This window comes from Psychroflexus gondwanensis ACAM 44 (assembly GCF_000355905.1).
In the GTDB taxonomy this organism is placed as follows: domain Bacteria; phylum Bacteroidota; class Bacteroidia; order Flavobacteriales; family Flavobacteriaceae; genus Psychroflexus; species Psychroflexus gondwanensis.
Window position 1 is genome coordinate 194,876 of record NZ_APLF01000009.1, and the last position, 16,550, is coordinate 211,425.

The 16,550-nt window shown below is 38.4% G+C and carries 17 protein-coding genes and 5 tRNA genes; all 22 read left to right on the forward strand.

Going from position 1 to position 16,550, the window contains the following annotated elements:
* Nucleotides 1–722: 722 nt before the first annotated feature.
* Nucleotides 723–941 carry a hypothetical protein gene (locus PGOND44_RS09730; RefSeq protein ID WP_040555985.1) on the forward strand — a complete coding sequence of 73 codons (219 nt, stop codon included), beginning with the start codon at nucleotides 723–725 and terminating at the stop codon, nucleotides 939–941.
* A gap of 1,038 nt (nucleotides 942–1,979) precedes the next feature.
* Nucleotides 1,980–2,882: a TIGR01777 family oxidoreductase gene (locus PGOND44_RS09735; protein ID WP_003440812.1), complete on the forward strand. Its 903-nt coding sequence runs from the start codon at nucleotides 1,980–1,982 to the stop codon at nucleotides 2,880–2,882.
* Nucleotides 2,883–3,009: 127 nt separating this feature from the next.
* Nucleotides 3,010–3,678: an SGNH/GDSL hydrolase family protein gene (locus PGOND44_RS09740; protein WP_003440814.1), complete on the forward strand. Its 669-nt coding sequence runs from the start codon at nucleotides 3,010–3,012 to the stop codon at nucleotides 3,676–3,678.
* 1 nt (nucleotide 3,679) lies between these two features.
* Nucleotides 3,680–4,963: a DUF2851 family protein gene (locus tag PGOND44_RS09745; protein ID WP_003440818.1), complete on the forward strand. Its 1,284-nt coding sequence runs from the start codon at nucleotides 3,680–3,682 to the stop codon at nucleotides 4,961–4,963.
* Complete coding sequence (locus PGOND44_RS09750) at nucleotides 4,960–5,190, forward strand: hypothetical protein (protein WP_003440851.1); 231 nt, start codon at nucleotides 4,960–4,962, stop codon at nucleotides 5,188–5,190. The genes PGOND44_RS09745 and PGOND44_RS09750 overlap by 4 nt, the downstream gene beginning before the upstream one ends.
* Before the next feature lie 9 nt (nucleotides 5,191–5,199).
* The gene (gene mnmD / locus PGOND44_RS09755; RefSeq protein WP_003440852.1) at nucleotides 5,200–5,880 is read left to right on the forward strand and encodes a tRNA (5-methylaminomethyl-2-thiouridine)(34)-methyltransferase MnmD; all 681 of its coding nucleotides are present in this window, start codon (nucleotides 5,200–5,202) and stop codon (nucleotides 5,878–5,880) included.
* Nucleotides 5,881–6,030: 150 nt separating this feature from the next.
* Nucleotides 6,031–8,103 carry an amino acid carrier protein gene (locus PGOND44_RS09760; protein WP_003440856.1) on the forward strand — a complete coding sequence of 691 codons (2,073 nt, stop codon included), beginning with the start codon at nucleotides 6,031–6,033 and terminating at the stop codon, nucleotides 8,101–8,103.
* 10 nt (nucleotides 8,104–8,113) lie between these two features.
* Nucleotides 8,114–8,998, forward strand: coding sequence for a helix-hairpin-helix domain-containing protein (locus tag PGOND44_RS09765; protein WP_003440859.1), 885 nt, complete (start codon nucleotides 8,114–8,116; stop codon nucleotides 8,996–8,998).
* A 22-nt stretch (nucleotides 8,999–9,020) separates the two neighbouring features.
* The gene (locus PGOND44_RS09770) at nucleotides 9,021–10,187 is read left to right on the forward strand and encodes an acyl-CoA dehydrogenase family protein (protein WP_003440862.1); all 1,167 of its coding nucleotides are present in this window, start codon (nucleotides 9,021–9,023) and stop codon (nucleotides 10,185–10,187) included.
* 158 nt (nucleotides 10,188–10,345) lie between these two features.
* The gene (locus PGOND44_RS09775) at nucleotides 10,346–11,236 is read left to right on the forward strand and encodes a tyrosine-type recombinase/integrase (protein ID WP_003440869.1); all 891 of its coding nucleotides are present in this window, start codon (nucleotides 10,346–10,348) and stop codon (nucleotides 11,234–11,236) included.
* 128 nt (nucleotides 11,237–11,364) lie between these two features.
* A tRNA-Thr gene (locus tag PGOND44_RS09780) sits at nucleotides 11,365–11,438 on the forward strand.
* A gap of 227 nt (nucleotides 11,439–11,665) precedes the next feature.
* Nucleotides 11,666–11,747 (forward strand) — tRNA-Tyr (locus tag PGOND44_RS09785).
* A 50-nt stretch (nucleotides 11,748–11,797) separates the two neighbouring features.
* Nucleotides 11,798–11,870, forward strand: a tRNA-Gly gene (locus tag PGOND44_RS09790).
* Between the two features lie 30 nt (nucleotides 11,871–11,900).
* Nucleotides 11,901–11,972 (forward strand) — tRNA-Thr (locus tag PGOND44_RS09795).
* Nucleotides 11,973–12,065: 93 nt separating this feature from the next.
* Nucleotides 12,066–13,253 (forward strand): elongation factor Tu, encoded by a 1,188-nt coding sequence (tuf, locus tag PGOND44_RS09800; protein WP_003440873.1) that lies wholly within the window; start codon nucleotides 12,066–12,068, stop codon nucleotides 13,251–13,253.
* Between the two features lie 126 nt (nucleotides 13,254–13,379).
* Nucleotides 13,380–13,452, forward strand: a tRNA-Trp gene (locus PGOND44_RS09805).
* A gap of 14 nt (nucleotides 13,453–13,466) precedes the next feature.
* Nucleotides 13,467–13,664 carry a preprotein translocase subunit SecE gene (gene secE / locus PGOND44_RS15340; protein ID WP_003440876.1) on the forward strand — a complete coding sequence of 66 codons (198 nt, stop codon included), beginning with the start codon at nucleotides 13,467–13,469 and terminating at the stop codon, nucleotides 13,662–13,664.
* Nucleotides 13,665–13,667: 3 nt separating this feature from the next.
* The gene (nusG, locus tag PGOND44_RS09815) at nucleotides 13,668–14,219 is read left to right on the forward strand and encodes a transcription termination/antitermination protein NusG (RefSeq protein ID WP_003440881.1); all 552 of its coding nucleotides are present in this window, start codon (nucleotides 13,668–13,670) and stop codon (nucleotides 14,217–14,219) included.
* A gap of 74 nt (nucleotides 14,220–14,293) precedes the next feature.
* Complete coding sequence (gene rplK, locus PGOND44_RS09820) at nucleotides 14,294–14,731, forward strand: 50S ribosomal protein L11 (protein WP_003440884.1); 438 nt, start codon at nucleotides 14,294–14,296, stop codon at nucleotides 14,729–14,731.
* Nucleotides 14,732–14,746: 15 nt separating this feature from the next.
* A complete protein-coding gene (gene rplA / locus PGOND44_RS09825; RefSeq protein ID WP_003440887.1) occupies nucleotides 14,747–15,445 on the forward strand; it encodes a 50S ribosomal protein L1 in 699 nt (232 codons plus the stop codon).
* Nucleotides 15,446–15,454: 9 nt separating this feature from the next.
* Nucleotides 15,455–15,976, forward strand: a complete 522-nt coding sequence (gene rplJ / locus PGOND44_RS09830) for a 50S ribosomal protein L10 (protein ID WP_003440890.1) — start codon at nucleotides 15,455–15,457, stop codon at nucleotides 15,974–15,976.
* 46 nt (nucleotides 15,977–16,022) lie between these two features.
* Complete coding sequence (rplL, locus tag PGOND44_RS09835; RefSeq protein ID WP_003440893.1) at nucleotides 16,023–16,400, forward strand: 50S ribosomal protein L7/L12; 378 nt, start codon at nucleotides 16,023–16,025, stop codon at nucleotides 16,398–16,400.
* The last annotated feature ends 150 nt before the right edge of the window (nucleotides 16,401–16,550 follow it).

Here is a 16,550-nt window from a genome sequence, read left to right on the forward strand (position 1 = left end):
GGTAGTAGTATAGTAGTGAGAGGTGAGTGGAGAGTAGTGAGTGGTGAGTCGTGAGACGTGAGTGGTGGATTAGTATAGTGGTGTAGTTGTGTAGTAGTGAGTTGTGAGAGGTGAGAGGTGAGTCGAGAACTGGTGAACTGGTAGACTGGTGAACTGGTGACTGATGACTGTAGACTGATAACTGTGGACTGGTGAACTGGTAGACTGGTGACTGTGAACTGGTGGCTGAGTGATTTTTCTTTTGAAAAATTGTATCGAAGCCAGGTTAAGACTGGTCATTTCATATTTAAAATTTCAAAATTGATAATTCAAATTTTTATGAAAAGCACTTCTCGATACAATTTTCTATCGAAAATCACTCGAAGTGACATAACGTATTCAAGCTGAGTACACCACCTAAACAGATTCCGTATCACGCTATCGCTTGTACGGAATGACAAGCGTGAACCGGTGGCTGAGTGATTTTTCTTTTGAAAAATTGTATCGAAGCCACATTTAAATGTCAGTTCGAGTGATGGGTTTGTGGCGATAGACCAAAGCCATTGTATCGAGAACTCGACTAGGCCTAAGGCTGAAATTAGTTGTGAGTCGTGAGTGGTGAGTAGTTTCTGTCAGTTCGAGTGATGGGTTTGTGGCGATAGACCAAAGCCATTGTATCGAGAACTCGATTGAGTACCTAACATTAGACCACCTCTCAACAGAAAGAAAACGGCCTACTTTTTATGGAGGTTAGAAAACAAAAAAGTGGTGAAGAAAGGATAAAGGAGCAAAGCACTAGTGAAACGGTTTGCTTTGCGTGGAGGAACCGCTTTTGTAGTTTTCAAAGACATAAAAATAAGCCTAGTCCCCAAGGCTTTGGGGATTGGTTACTTTTTACGGCGATGGTAAAAAGTAATGAAAGCATAAATGTTACAGAGAAATCGACCAATCTCATGGCTTAAAAGCACTTCTCGATACAATTTTCTTTCGAAAATCACCTGCCTTCCAAGGAACGCAAGCAGGCTCGAAGTGACAGGTATCGTGAGTGGTGAAGTAGTGTAATGGTTTAGTAGTGAGTGGTGAGACGTGAGTGGTGAGTCGTGAGTGGTAAAATAGTAGACTGGTGAACTGGTAGACCGGTGAACTGGCGACTGACGACTGATAGACCAAAACCATTGTATCGAGAACTTGATTAAGCCTAAAGGAGCTATTAGTGGTGAGTGGTGAGACGTGAGTGGTGTGTTCTCCGTTGTCCGTTATCTGTTGTCAGTCTGTGGTGAGTGGTGAACCGGTGGCTGAGTGATTTTTCTTTTGAAAAATTGTATCGAAGCCACATTTAGACTGGTCATTTCATATTTAAAATTTCAAAATTTCAAAATTGATAATTAAGAATTTTTAATTCAAAAAGTGGTTTTATTCAAGCTCAAGATGGAAAGCTTCTCAACAGAAAGAAAACGGCCTACGAAAAGAGGTCGTAAAAATTAAATTGAAGTTCGTAAGCCTAGTCCCCAAGGCTTTGGGGATTGGTTCTCCCGACACCTCGGGATTCATCAATGGAAAAAATGAATGAAAACACTAATTCTTTCTAAATCCTAGATAAAAAATACATCTTCAAGCTGAGTACACCACCTAAACAGATTCCGTATCACGCTATCGCTTGTACGGAATGAAGGGATCTCTCGTCACTGCGTTTCCCTCGAGATGACAAGGGTGAACCGGTGGCTGAGTGATTTTTCTTTTGAAAAATTGTATCGAAGCCACATTTTAGACTGGTCATTTCATATTTAAAATTTCAAAATTGACAATTCAAATTTTTATGACAATGCCACATTAAGGTAACAACTATTGAAGATCTCTTAAGCTACCACCGAAGCCTCGGGATTGTTTCAGCATCTAGTTGAAGTATAAAGTCTCATTTCAGCATCTAGTTAAAACCTTACTAAACCTTAGTTGAGGCTAAATTAATCTCGTTAAATTTAAGAAAAAACAAATTCAAGGGTATGCGGGTTTTAATTACAGGAGCAACAGGATTAGTCGGGCAGGCTTTAGTGGAGCTATTCCACGAGAAAGGCATTGGGGTGAACTATCTAACCACAAGCCGATCCAAAATTAAAACTCAACCGAATTACCAAGGTTTTTATTGGGATCCTTCCAAGTCCGAAATAGATACAGAGAGTTTAAAAGACGTCACCACCATCATCAACCTAGCTGGAGCAAGTGTGGCCAAAAAATGGACGTCTTCCTACAAAAAAGAGATTTTAAATAGCAGACTCGATACTTTGATGACGCTCAAAAAGGCCTTGTCTTCCCAAGACCATCATATAGAGCAGCTTATTTCCGCCAGCGCAATTGGGCTATACAAAGATTCGTTAACCAAGTTCCATGAGGAAGAGCATTTCTCACAAGGCAATAATTTCTTGGCAGATGTCGTCTTAGAATGGGAAGCGGCTGCCGATGAGGTGGGTAAACTCGGTATAGACGTCGCCAAAATTCGAATAGGGGTGGTTTTAGCTAAAGACGGCGGTGCCCTTGAAAAAATAAAACAACCCATCGAAAATTATATAGGGGCGCCTCTAGGAACCGGGAAACAATGGCAATCCTGGATCCATATCGAAGACCTAACCAGAATTTTTGTCTACGTCATGGAGCATAAACTAGAAGGTGTTTTTAATGCTGTAGCCCCCAATCCAGTGAACAATAAAGAATTAACGGAATGCATTGCTAAGCGACTTGAAAGGCCACTTATTCTACCAAAGGTTCCTGCCTTTGTCTTGAAATTGATGCTAGGAGAAATGGCGACCATCGTTTTAGGGAGTCAGTTGGTGAGCTCCAAGAAAATGCTGTCTACGGGATTTCAGTTCAATTACGCTCAACTCAAACCTGCTATTGCCGATTTGCTTTAGTCATGCTATAAGCCGATTATTTCTTATTTTTGAGTAAATTTAGATGGATTAAAACCCTAAGTGTAACGCTATTAAATTCAAACTAAATTCATTATAAAAGAATAGAAATTCAACCTTATTTATTGAGATGAAAATAATTATTGCCCTATTTTTATTAACAACTATGTCCTCCACTTTTGCACAAGACTCTCTTAGTTACTTAGCCTTAGGCGACTCCTACTCTATAGGAGAAAAGGTCTCCGAAGCGGAGTCTTGGCCTTTCCAATTGGCTAGCTTTCTTGATCAACAAGGATATCCTGTAGACAAGCCCGAAATCATAGCAGTCACAGGTTGGAGAACCGACGAGCTTCGAGATTCTATCGCTTCACAAGATTATAAAGAAGAGTCTTTTGACTTGGTTTCTTTGCTTATTGGTGTCAATAATCAATATCAAAAAAAACCTTTTAAAAAGTTTAAATCTGAATTTGAAGATCTTTTGAAAACTGCAATTGCATTGAGTAGTCAACAAAACAAAGGTGTTTTTGTCGTGGGCATTCCAGATTATAGTTTGTCTAAATTTGCTCAAGATGAAAAGCTAAAAAAAATATCATCACGATTGAAACGCTACAATAAATACATCCAGAAAATGAGTCAGCGCTATAATGTAGCCTACTATCCCCTGCAACAGCTGAGCAAACCCTTGCATAAACATGAGCACATGCTAGCCGAAGATTTACTGCACCCCAGCGGTCTTCAATATAAGGCTTGGGTAGATAGTTTTAAGGATGAAGTCCTCTCCAAAGTAAAAACCTTTTAAGATGCAGGAAGCTTTTCTTCATAGCGTTTGGAAATATAAAAAATTGGATACTAGCCAATTGAAAACGACGCGTGGAGAATCCCTCCAGATTTTGAATACGGGGTTTCATAACGAAACAGAATCTGGCCCCGATTTCTTTAAAGCTGAAATAGTCATCGATGGGCAACACTGGGTAGGAAATCTGGAAATACATATCCTATCCTCAGATTGGTATGCGCATAAGCACGAGGTGGATTCTGCCTACGATAATGTTATTTTGCATGTGGTCTGGGAAGAGGATGTGAGCATTTTCAGGAAAGATGAATCGGTAATTCCTTGCTTGGAACTAAAACACTATATCTCTACAGAACAGGTTTCTGCTTACGAAGCTTTGCTAAGCAATACGTCTAAACAGTGGATCAATTGTGAAACCCATTTTAAAGACGTGGATACTTTTAAACTCAATAACTGGCTAGAGCGACTCTATATTGAGCGTTTGGAAGATAAAAATGAATTAATTCTGAATTTATTGAAAGTATCCCATAACAGCTGGGATGAGGTGGGCTTTAAGCTTATGGCCAAAGCTTTTGGCTTGAATGTGAATGGAGAAGCCTTTCTACAAATGAGTAATGCTGCCGATTTTAAAGTTTTTCAAAAATGTTTTCAGCATCCTCTTCAACTAGAGGCCTTGTGCTTTGGATTAGGTGGTTTGTTGAATTCAGATTCAGAAGATGTTTATTTTAAACAACTTCAGGATGAATACGGTTTTTTAGCTCAAAAATTTCAGTTACCCAAAAAGGTAAAGAGTCAAGTGAAATACTTTAGACTTCGCCCCGACAATTTCCCAACCATAAGGTTATCTCAATTCGCAGACGTATATCATAAAAAACCAAACTTATTTTCTGAGCTAATTCAATGTAAAACCAAACAAGAATTAAGCGATAGCTTAGAGGCAAAAGTATCTAGCTATTGGAAAACCCACTATACCTTTGGGAAAGAAAGCAAATCCAAAACGAAAGCCTTAAGCCAATCGTTTAAAGATCTTTTAATTATAAATACCATTTTGCCTTTGAAGTTTGCTTACGCCAAATACAAAGGACAAACCGATTTTGAAACGAGTATTTATCCGATTATTACCGCCTTAAAACCAGAACAAAATAGCATTACCAAAGGATTTGATTCTTTAAAAACCAATGTGGTGGCTTCGGCCTTGGAAAGTCAAGCATTTATTCAATTAAAAACTAAGTATTGTGATCTTAATCGCTGCTTGAAATGCCAGATTGGCTTAGAACTTATACACTCATGAAAAATTTTATATACAATCTACGGACGTTTTTTGAAAAGCACGGATTTTATGTAAGCTCTCGCCTTGCCGACAAGCTGGGGATGAAAGCAAAATCAGTGCGAATTTTTTTCATCTACATTTCTTTTGCCACCTTCGGTTTTGGTTTTGGACTTTACTTGACTTTAGCATTTTGGTTGAAATTGAAAGACTTGGTCTATACTAAGCGCACATCGGTATTCGATTTATAAAAAGGATTTATGAAGCGAAGTATCATTACCACAAAAGACGGTTCCAAAACGATAAGACTAGAAGACTGGGATGAGCATTATCACTCTACTCACGGGGCTATCCAAGAATCTAAGCACGTTTATATGGAAGCAGGTTTGGACTATTATAATGAGTTGTACCACCCTAAAAGCCTAAAGGTTCTGGAAGCTGGCTTTGGGACAGGTCTTAATGCTTTGCTGACTTATTTCTGGGCAGAACACCATGGAGTTTCTGTAGACTACAGCGGTTTGGAGGCCTATCCTATTTCTAGTGAGGAACATATAGCAATGGAGTATCACAGAGAACTTGACTCTGCTTCTGCTCAACAGGTCTATGAAGATTTACATCAGGCGAAATGGGAAGAATGGACACCGATTTCCAAGACCTTTCAACTGAAGAAAAATAAGATGTTTTTTTCCGATTTAAAGTTGAAACAAGAGGTGGATGTGGTCTTTTATGACGCTTTCGGGCCAGGTGTTCAACCTGAATTATGGGAAGCTCCACTATTCCAAAAGTTCTACGAGGCCTTGACCCCAGGAGGGGTTTTTGTTACCTATTGCGTAAAAGGAACCGCAAGAAGAGCTTTGCAAGCTATTGGTTTTGAGGTAGATATTATAGAAGGTCCTCCCGGGAAAAGGCATATGATGAGAGCTCAGAAACCTTGCCAATAAGTCTTAATAAATACAAAACTACTTCTTAAAGATTTTAGGGTTTTGAGTTTGAATGCAAAGCATATTTTTTGCATATTGCGGGATATTTTGAAATCCCTAAGATTTCGACATTGCTTTTTACACTGAAAATACTAAATTATAAACAACCTTATGGTAAGAAATATCAGTCTGATCGTTTTGCTAATGTTCACTGTTTCATTGACATTTGCTCAAGATTTACAAATTGAAGAAACCTTGATTAACCCTTCAGAACAAATTAATGATGGTCAAATAGAATTGAATGTATCTGGAGGAATTCCTCCTTACACTTACGAATGGAGTAATGATGAAACGCCATTAAGTTCAGCTAAATCTAGTGATCTTACAGAAGGGATAACTCATACTGTAAAAGTCACAGATGCCAACGGGAATTTTGCTGAAAAATCCTTCGAAATAAAAGCGGAATCTATTGTAGAAAGTTTTAATGGTACCTTTAAGCCTATTGTAAACAGCATGGGGAGTGTTCTATTCTGGGATCCCTTTGCTGCAGTTGGTATATACGATCCAGTAGTCTACACCAAGGAAAAATTATTATTTGCCCCACGTTGGGAACCTAATACTCAAAATAAATTCTTGCTCAAGCAGTGGCTTGTTCAAGAAGAAGAAACGGTTAAAAAAGGACAAGACATCGCCATTATAGAAGTTGATGGAGAAAGTGAAATTGTAAAGTCACCTGCCAACGGAAAGATAGAACACCTTGCAGAGGATGGAGATTATATTTACGATCCTAGCAGCAAAGCAGATGTCATTAATCAAAATGCACATAAATTTGGTAAAATTACATTTGATGACCCAGTAGCTCTCACCCATCCTAATGGGACTCCATTAACTAAGGATATACCCTTTATTGTGATTTGGCTGATCTTTGGAGCGGCATTCTTTACCTTTAGAATGGGCTTTATCAACATTAGAGGTTTTAAACACGCCTTACAACTCGCCAGAGGAAAATACGACGAACCCAATGCGCCTGGTAGAATTACGCATTTTCAAGCTTTAGCAACTGCAGTTTCTGCTACTGTTGGACTAGGGAATATTGCTGGTGTTGCGATTGCTGTTTCCTTAGGAGGAGCTGGAGCTACATTTTGGATGATTCTTGCTGGATTTTTAGGTATGTCTTCAAAGTTTGTAGAGTGTACCTTGGGGGTGAAATATAGATTTATCAATAAAGAAGGCAGAATCTTTGGGGGTCCTATGAACTACTTAAGATATGGTCTTGAAAAACGAAATTTAGGTAAATTGGGTAAATTTTTAGCAGCCTTTTTTGCGGTCCTAGCAATTGGAGCGTCCTTCGGAGGTGGTAATATGTTCCAAGCCAATCAATCCTTCGATATTCTCTCTGGTCAGATCCCGTTTTTAGTGGGTAATGGCTTTTGGTTTGGAGTTTTCCTAGCCGTATTGGTAGGCGTCGTGATCATTGGAGGTATTAATAGTATTGCAAAAGTAACCGGCAAAGTAGTTCCAGTTATGGCTGGGGTTTATATTATAGGAGCTTTGGTGGTCATTGGGATGAATATTGAAAATCTAGGCCCAGCTCTGAATGCCATATTCAGTGGAGCATTTACACCTACAGCGCTTAAAGGGGGCTTTATAGGAGTGTTGGTGGTTGGTTTCCAAAGAGCAGCTTTTTCAAACGAGGCTGGTGTAGGGTCTGCGGCTATCGCTCACTCTGCCGCCAAAACTAACCATCCACCCTCAGAAGGTTTTGTGGCTTTATTAGAACCCTTTATAGATACCGTTGTGGTCTGTACACTTACCGCTTTGGTATTGATCTTTACAGGGATGCATGAAGTAGAAGGAGTGTCTGGTGTGCAATTGACAACTGATGCCTTTGGAAGTGTGATCTCATGGTTTCCATACGTGCTCTCTGTTGCCGTTTTCTTATTTGCTTTCTCTACAATGATATCTTGGTCTTACTACGGAATGAGAGCTTGGACTTATATTTTTGGAAGAAGTAATCGATCAGAATTGATTTATAAAATCATATTTTTATTGTTTGTGGTCTTAGGAGCTTCTGTAAGTTTAGGAGCTGTATTAGATTTTTCAGATATGATGATATTAGCGATGTCTTTCCCTAACATTATTGGACTGTATATTATGTCTGGTGAAGTGAGAAAAGATTTAAAAGAATACATGGACAAACTAAAATCAGGACAAATCTTTAAAAAAGAGGTCTTGAAAAAATAAAAATCCACTGATGAAATCTTCAAGAAAATTCCGTTTTGGCTACACTAAAGGTGACCGAAACGGAATTTTCTTATTCTGCCTTATTTTGATTGCAGGGATAGCTATCAATTACTTTAGTTTGAATACCTTATCTGAGGCCAACAAGCCGTTTGAATTTTCTAAAACCGCAGATTCTCTTCATCGCCTTGTAGATTCGTTAAAAAAACAACAAAGCCTTGAGGATCAAAGAGTCATTTATCCTTTTAATCCTAATTTTGTGACTGATTATAAAGGGTATACTTTGGAAATGACTACCGAGCAAATTGATAGGCTTCTTGAGTTTAGAGCTAAAGACGAATGGATCAATTCCAAAGCTCAATTTCAGAAAGTGACTGGAGTTTCCGACCAATGGATGACAACTTACAGTACTTACTTTAAGTTTCCAGATTGGGTGATTGAGCGCCAAGAACAAGATTCTAAAAAACCGAAGCGCAAGTCATTAAAATATTCAGAAAAGAAAGACCTGAATACCGTTGATATTGATGAATTGATCCTAGTAGATGGGATAGGAGAGGCCCTAGCCAATAGAATAGTGAGGCATAGAAGTCAACTAGGGGGCTTTGTCAATACAATTCAACTTAAAGATGTGTACGGGTTAAACTCAGAAGTGATAGAACGTTTGGAAGAGCAAATCGCTTTAAAAACACCTTTAGAAATAGAGAAGCAAGATATCAATACCATCAGTGTGCTTGGGCTGTCCGAGCTTCCTTATTTCGATTATGAAATGGCTAGAAGCATAGTCAACTTTATAAAATTGAGAGAAGGGATTAGTAATTTTGAAGAATTATCAAAAATCGAAGGGTTTCCAAGTTATAAATTAGACAGAATTCAATTATATTTGGAAATTAGAGAATAATACTTAAAATAGACTTAGAGATATGGATCACATGTATTTTAGTGAAGAACATGAAATGTTCAGAAAGAGTTTAAAGGAATTCCTTCAGAAGGAAGTCGTTCCTCACATAGATAAATGGGAGGAAGAAGGAAGCATAGAGCGTTTTATTTGGAAAAAGTTTGGTGATATGGGCTATTTCGGTCTAGCTTATCCGGAGAAATATGGTGGCTTAGATTTAGACTTATTTTATACCATTATCCTTTTGGAGGAACTTCAGAAAATAAATTCTGGTGGTTTTGCTGCAGCGATATGGGCACATGCTTATCTAGCTATGACCCACATCAATAAAGAGGGAAGTGAGGAGATAAAAGAAAAGTATCTATCGGCTTCTATTTCTGGAGACATGATTGGTTGTCTTTGTATTACTGAACCTTTTGGAGGCTCAGACGTCGCTGGAATGAAAACCACTGCAGTTGAAAAAGAAGACACTTTTGTCATTAACGGGTCCAAAACATTTATCACTAACGGAGTCTATTCCGATTACCTCATTGTAGCTGCTAAAACAGCTCCAGAGAAGGGAGGAAAGGGCATGAGTATTTTTCTAGTAGATAGAGATACACCTGGCATTTCTGCGACCAAGTTGAATAAATTGGGTTGGAGAGCTTCTGATACGGCTGAGCTGGCTTTCGATAATGTTGAGATTCCTAAGTCTCATTTGATGGGAGAGCGCAACCAGGGTTTTCCATATATCATGCAGCACTTTGCTCTTGAGCGTCTTATTATGGGGGTGAATGGCCATGCGAGAGCAGAATATGCATTAGAATATGCGCTAAAATATATGTCGGAGCGTGAAGCTTTTGGACAGACTATCGATAAGTTTCAAGCCTTAAGGCACAAAATTGCGGAGCGAAGTAGTGAAGTAGAAATGGCTAAAGCCTTCAATTATACCACTGCAAAGCGTTTAGATGCTGGTGAATACGTTGTGAAAGAAGCCACCATGTCCAAGTTGCTTTCTACCAAAATTGCCGATGAGGTGATTTACGATTGCTTGCAGATGTTAGGGGGTTATGGCTATGTAGAAGACTATCCATTAGCTAGAATGTTTAGAGATAGTAGATTAGGACCCATCGGTGGTGGCACTTCTGAAATTTTGAAAGAAATTATCGCCAAAATGGTGATTGATAACAAGGACTATAAGCCAGCTACTTAATTGATTGAGGGCTTAAAGTTTTGATAAAGATGTTTGGCGAAAATATCCTCAAAATTATCTTCAAAATGGTGATCGATAATAAGGATTATAAACCGACGATTTAGTTGATTTATAATTATAAATTTGTAACCATGTTCTCCTAGGGACATGGTTTTTTTATGATGTATACGGATGCCTTTTTAGATTATCTCCTGCTGGAAAAGAAGTATGCTAAGCTTACTATTGTTTCTTATGCCTCGGATCTGCATCAATTTCAAGTATTCATTTTAGAAACATACGATACTAAGGACATGTCTGAAGTCAATTATCCTATGATTCGGCAGTGGATTGTTGGTTTTATAGAGTTAGGGTTAACTCATAAAACCATCAACAGAAAGCTATCTACCCTCAAGACTTTTTTTAAATTTCTCTTGAAGATACAAGCGATAGAGGTAAATCCTATGTCGCAGCATAAGTCTTTAAAATTGCCAAAACGCCAGCAAGAGGTATTCTCCGTTCTTGAATTGGAGAAAGTTTCCGATTATTTTGAAGATGCTACTTTTGAAGGTCTTAGGGATCATCTTATCATTGAATTGCTGTATGCCACAGGGATGCGTAGACAGGAGTTAATAGACCTGCAGTTGAGTAGTCTCGATTTGAAGCAAGAACAGCTTAAAGTGCACGGGAAACGCAATAAGGAGCGACTTATACCCCTGCTTAACTCGACCTCTCTTTTAATTGAACGCTACTTGCAGGAAAGAAGTATTTTGCAGACTCAAGGGAGTGCACTTTTTGTCACTTCCAAAGGGAAAGCGATTTATCCAAATTTAGTGTATAGGGTCGTGCATTCTTATTTTGAAAAGGTGTCTACAAAGAAAAAATTAAGTCCGCATTTACTAAGGCATGCTTTTGCTACGCATCTGCTAGATAAAGGAGCCGATATTTCAGCCATTAAGGATTTACTAGGACATAGCAGTTTAGCGTCAACCGAAGTCTATACCCATTCGAATTTTAAGGAGCTGAGCAAAGCTCATCAAGCCGCACATCCTCGCTCACAAGGCAAAGAGTAAGCATCTATATTACTAGCTGGATTTATTTTCAATTTAATTAGAAAAAAAGTAAAAAATAATTTTCAGATACCAATAATCGTTTTATATTTGCAACCCGTTACGAAAAGTAGCGTTTGACATACTAATAAGCCGATGTAGCTCAGCTGGCTAGAGCAGCTGATTTGTAATCAGCAGGTCGTGGGTTCGAGTCCCTCTATCGGCTCAAAGTGTAGAATGGTGTTCATTTTATACTTTAATATTAAATGAGTTGAAGCGTTTAGGGCGAGAAGTTTATCCAGAACGAAGTTGAGGGGAGTCCCTCTATCGGCTCAAAGTGTAGAATGGTGTTCATTTTATACTTTAATATTAAATGAGTTGAAGCGTTTGGGACGAGAAGTTTATAGCGAAGTAGAGGTAAGTCCCTCTATCGGCTCTATTATCAGATTGTTTGGGGAGATACTCAAGCGGCCAACGAGGGCAGACTGTAAATCTGCTGACTACGTCTTCGCAGGTTCGAATCCTGCTCTCCCCACAACCAAGTCGGATAACGTCAGACTTTGTATTGAAATATTGATTAAATAAGCGGAAGTAGCTCAGTTGGTAGAGCGTCAGCCTTCCAAGCTGAATGTCGCCGGTTCGAACCCGGTCTTCCGCTCTATTTTATTTCGATATCAAATATCTGAATGCCGACGTAGCTCAGGGGTAGAGCGTTTCCTTGGTAAGGAAAAGGTCACGAGTTCAATTCTCGTCGTTGGCTCAATTTTAAAGTCTCAAAACTTGGTTTTGTTGGCTTTATACGTTGTTATTAACATTAACACTAATATATAACTAAGATTAAATAATTACTACTATGGCAAAGAAGGAAAATTTTGATCGTTCCAAACCGCACCTTAATATAGGTACTATTGGTCACGTCGATCACGGAAAAACTACTCTTACAGCTGCTATTACTAAGGTTATGGCAGACGCTGGATATTCTGAAGCTAGTGCTTTTGATCAAATTGATAATGCACCTGAGGAAAAAGAGCGTGGTATTACCATCAACTCTTCTCACGTTGAATATCAAACAGCTAATCGTCACTATGCACACGTTGACTGTCCAGGTCACGCCGATTATGTGAAGAACATGGTTACAGGTGCTGCCCAAATGGACGGCGCTATTTTAGTAGTGGCTGCTACTGATGGTCCAATGCCACAAACTCGTGAGCATATCCTATTAGGACGTCAGGTGGGTATCCCTAGAATTGTTACTTTCTTAAACAAGGTTGACCTTGTTGATGATGAGGAGCTTTTGGAGCTTGTTGAAATGGAAGTGAGAGATTTGCTTTCTTTTTACGAATATGATGGAGATAATGCTCCTGTTATTTCAGGTTCAGCTCTTGGTGCTTTAGAAGGTGATGAGAAATGGAGCAAAACTGTTATAGATCTTATGGAAGCAGTTGATGACTACATTGAATTACCAGAAAGAGATGTTGAAAAAGATTTCTTAATGCCTATCGAAGATGTATTCTCAATCACAGGTCGTGGTACTGTTGCAACTGGTCGTATTGAAACTGGTGTTGCAAATACTGGTGATGCTGTAGAGATTAACGGTATGGGTGCTGAAAACTTAAAGTCAACAGTTACTGGAGTTGAAATGTTCCGTAAAATTCTTGATAGAGGTGAAGCAGGAGATAACGTTGGTATCTTGTTAAGAGGTATTGAGAAAAACCAAATCTCTAGAGGTATGGTTATCGCAAAACCTGGTTCTGTTAAGCCACACGCTAAATTTAAAGCCGAGGTGTATATCCTAAAGAAAGAAGAAGGTGGACGTCACACTCCATTCCACAATAACTACAGACCACAGTTCTACGTAAGAACAACAGATGTTACTGGTACAATCAACCTTCCTGAGGGAGTTGAAATGGTTATGCCTGGTGATAACTTAACCATTACTGTAGACTTGATTCAAGCCATTGCCTTAAACGTAGGTTTAAGATTCGCTATCCGTGAGGGTGGACGTACAGTTGGTGCTGGTCAGGTTACTGAAATTATCTAATTCTTTTTTAAGAATAGATACAAATTTAGTTAAGGTGTCTCTTAGAGATACCTTAACTTTTTAAGTTTTCTTTTTTTAAGTGTATTTTATTTTGTTTCTTTGCACGCTTTAAAAAACGAATTATTTACGGGTTTAGCTCAGTTGGTAGAGCACTGGTCTCCAAAACCAGGTGTCGGGAGTTCGAGCCTCTCAACCCGTGCAAATCTTAAGAAGATGTCAAACTTTAAAAATTACGTAAGCGAGTCTTACGAGGAATTAAAAAATCATGTGACTTGGCCAACATGGGCTGAGGGGCAAAAGCTCATGGTTATTGTTGCCGTGTTTTCAATCCTTTTTTCGCTCGCCATTTGGGGAGTTGATGAGGTTTTTAGCGCAGCTGTTAAGCAATATTTTAATTGGGTTAAATCATAACACATGTCAGAAACAAGCTTAAAAAAATGGTATGTGGTCAGAGCCATTAGTGGTTCAGAGAACAAGGTGAAAGATTATATTGAAAAAGAAATCTCACACCAAGGTCTTAGCGATTACGTCGATGATATTCTCGTTCCTACAGAAAATGTGGTTCAAATCCGTAATGGAAAGAAAATCACCAAGGAGAAAGTTTATTTTCCTGGTTACATTATGGTCAACGCTAATCTTGAAGGAGAAGTTGGGCACGTGATTAAGCAAGTTAATGGAGTGATTGGTTTTTTGGGTGAAACCAAAAGAGGTGATCCTGTTCCAATGCGTAAATCTGAAGTGAATAGAATGTTAGGTAAAGTCGATCAACTTTCTACACAGAAAGAAAATGTGGCTATACCTTTCAATATTGGCGAAGCTATTAAAGTAGTTGATGGTCCTTTCAACAGTTTTACGGGAACTATCGAGAAGATAAATGAAGATAAACGCAAGCTCCAAGTTATGGTTAAGATCTTTGGTCGTAAAACACCAGTTGAACTTAGCTATATGCAAGTAGAGAAAATTTAAATGTTACATATAATACAGAGTTGTTTTTAATTATAATGCTTCCCACTGAAAACAATTCGACTAAATTTTGAAAAATGGCAAAAGAAGTAAGTAAAGTAGTAAAACTCCAGGTAAAAGGTGGTGCAGCAAACCCATCCCCACCGGTTGGACCTGCTTTAGGTGCTGCTGGGGTAAACATCATGGAATTCTGTAAGCAATTCAATGGTAGAACTCAAGATAAAGGTGGGAAAATCCTTCCTGTAGAAATTACAGTTTACAAGGATAAATCCTTTGATTTTGTAATCAAAACACCACCTGCAGCAGTTCAATTGATGGAAGCATCAAAACTAAAGAAAGGATCTGGCGAGCCTAATAGTAAAAAAGTTGGTGTCGTAACATGGGATCAAGTGAAAGCTATAGCTGAAGATAAAATGCAAGATTTGAATGCATTTACAACAGAATCTGCCATGAAAATGGTAGCTGGTACAGCAAGATCTATGGGAATAACCGTAAAAGGTAATGCACCATTTTAACAAAACGAAATTAACATGGCAAAAATAACTAAAAAGCAAAAAGAAGCGCAAAGTAAAGTGGATGAGACTAGAACTTATTCCGTAGCTGATGCCTCTGCTTTATTGAAAGATATGGCTTACGCTAATTTCGACGAATCTGTTGATTTAGCTGTAAGACTGAATGTAGATCCTAGAAAAGCCAACCAAATGGTTCGTGGAGTAGTAACACTTCCTCACGGAACTGGTAAAGACGTAAAAGTTTTGGCTCTTGTTACTCCAGATAAAGAAAAAGAAGCTGAAGATGCTGGTGCTGATTTTGTAGGATTGGATGAATACCTTGAAAAAATCAAAGGAGGATGGACCGATGTTGATGTCATCGTAACTATGCCTAGTGTGATGGGTAAATTAGGTCCCTTAGGACGAATATTAGGCCCTAGAGGTTTAATGCCTAACCCAAAGACTGGTACAGTAACTATGGACATCGCCAAAGCAGTTTCAGACGTGAAAGCTGGTAAAATCGACTTTAAAGTTGATAAAACTGGTATCGTTCATGCTGCTGTAGGTAAAGTATCCTTTGATGCAGAAAAAATTGCTGGAAATGCAAGAGAATTACTAACTACGCTCGTCAAACTTAAACCTCAAGTAGTGAAAGGTACTTATATAAAAAGTATCTACATCGCTTCTACAATGAGTCCAAGTATAGAAATCGATACGAAACGATTTACCGAGCAATAATATTAAGTTATGACAAGAGAAGAGAAATCTACAGTAATAAAAGATTTAACTACTAAGTTAGCAGATTCATCTAATGTATACCTAGCAGACATTTCAGGATTGAACGCAACATTAACATCAGACTTAAGACGCGCTTGTTACAAAGCAGACGTTAAGTTGATGGTAGTTAAAAATACTCTCCTAGCTAAGGCTATGGAAAGTTCAGATAAGGAATTTGGGGAGCTTACAGGTATTTTGAAAGGAAGTACCTCAATTATGCTTTCTGAAACAGGAAATGCTCCTGCTAAAGTGATCAAAACCTTTAGAAAGAAAAATGATAAGCCAGTTTTAAAAGGCGCCTATGTTGCAGAGTCAGTTTATGTTGGCGATGACTACCTAGATGCTCTTGTAGATATTAAATCTAAAGACGAAGTGATTGGCGAAATCATTGGATTGTTACAATCTCCAGCTAAAAACGTTATTTCAGCGCTTAAATCTAGTGGAGGTAAACTAGCAGGTATCCTAAAAACCCTTTCAGAAAAAGAAGAATAAACACGCACTAATTACTAAATATTAAATTACACTAAAACGATAGAAAATGGCAGAATTAAAAGATTTCGCAGAACAATTAGTTAATCTTACTGTAAAAGAAGTAAACGAATTAGCTGATATTTTAAAAGAAGAATATGGAATAGAGCCTGCTGCTGCTGCAGTAGCTGTTGCTGGTGGCGGTGCTGCTGGTGGTGGTGAAGAAGTTGAAGAGCAAACAGAATTTGATGTAATATTGAAAGCTGCAGGTGGATCTAAATTAGCAGTAGTTAAACTTGTTAAAGAATTGACAGGTTTAGGTCTTAAAGATGCTAAAGGATTAGTAGATGGTGCACCAGCTCCAGTTAAAGAAGGTGTTTCTAAAGACGAAGCAGAAGCACTTAAAGCACAACTAGAAGAAGCAGGTGCTGAAGTTGAGCTTAAGTAAGCTTAACAACAGTTTTAACAATAGGTTTAGACCACAAGATTTAGTCTTGAAGGTCTAAACCATTTTGCGTATCTATACGCGACGTGTTTATTTTACTTTTTATAAGTTAATATTGCTGATGAATTTAATAAAATTCAAAGCATTAAAATC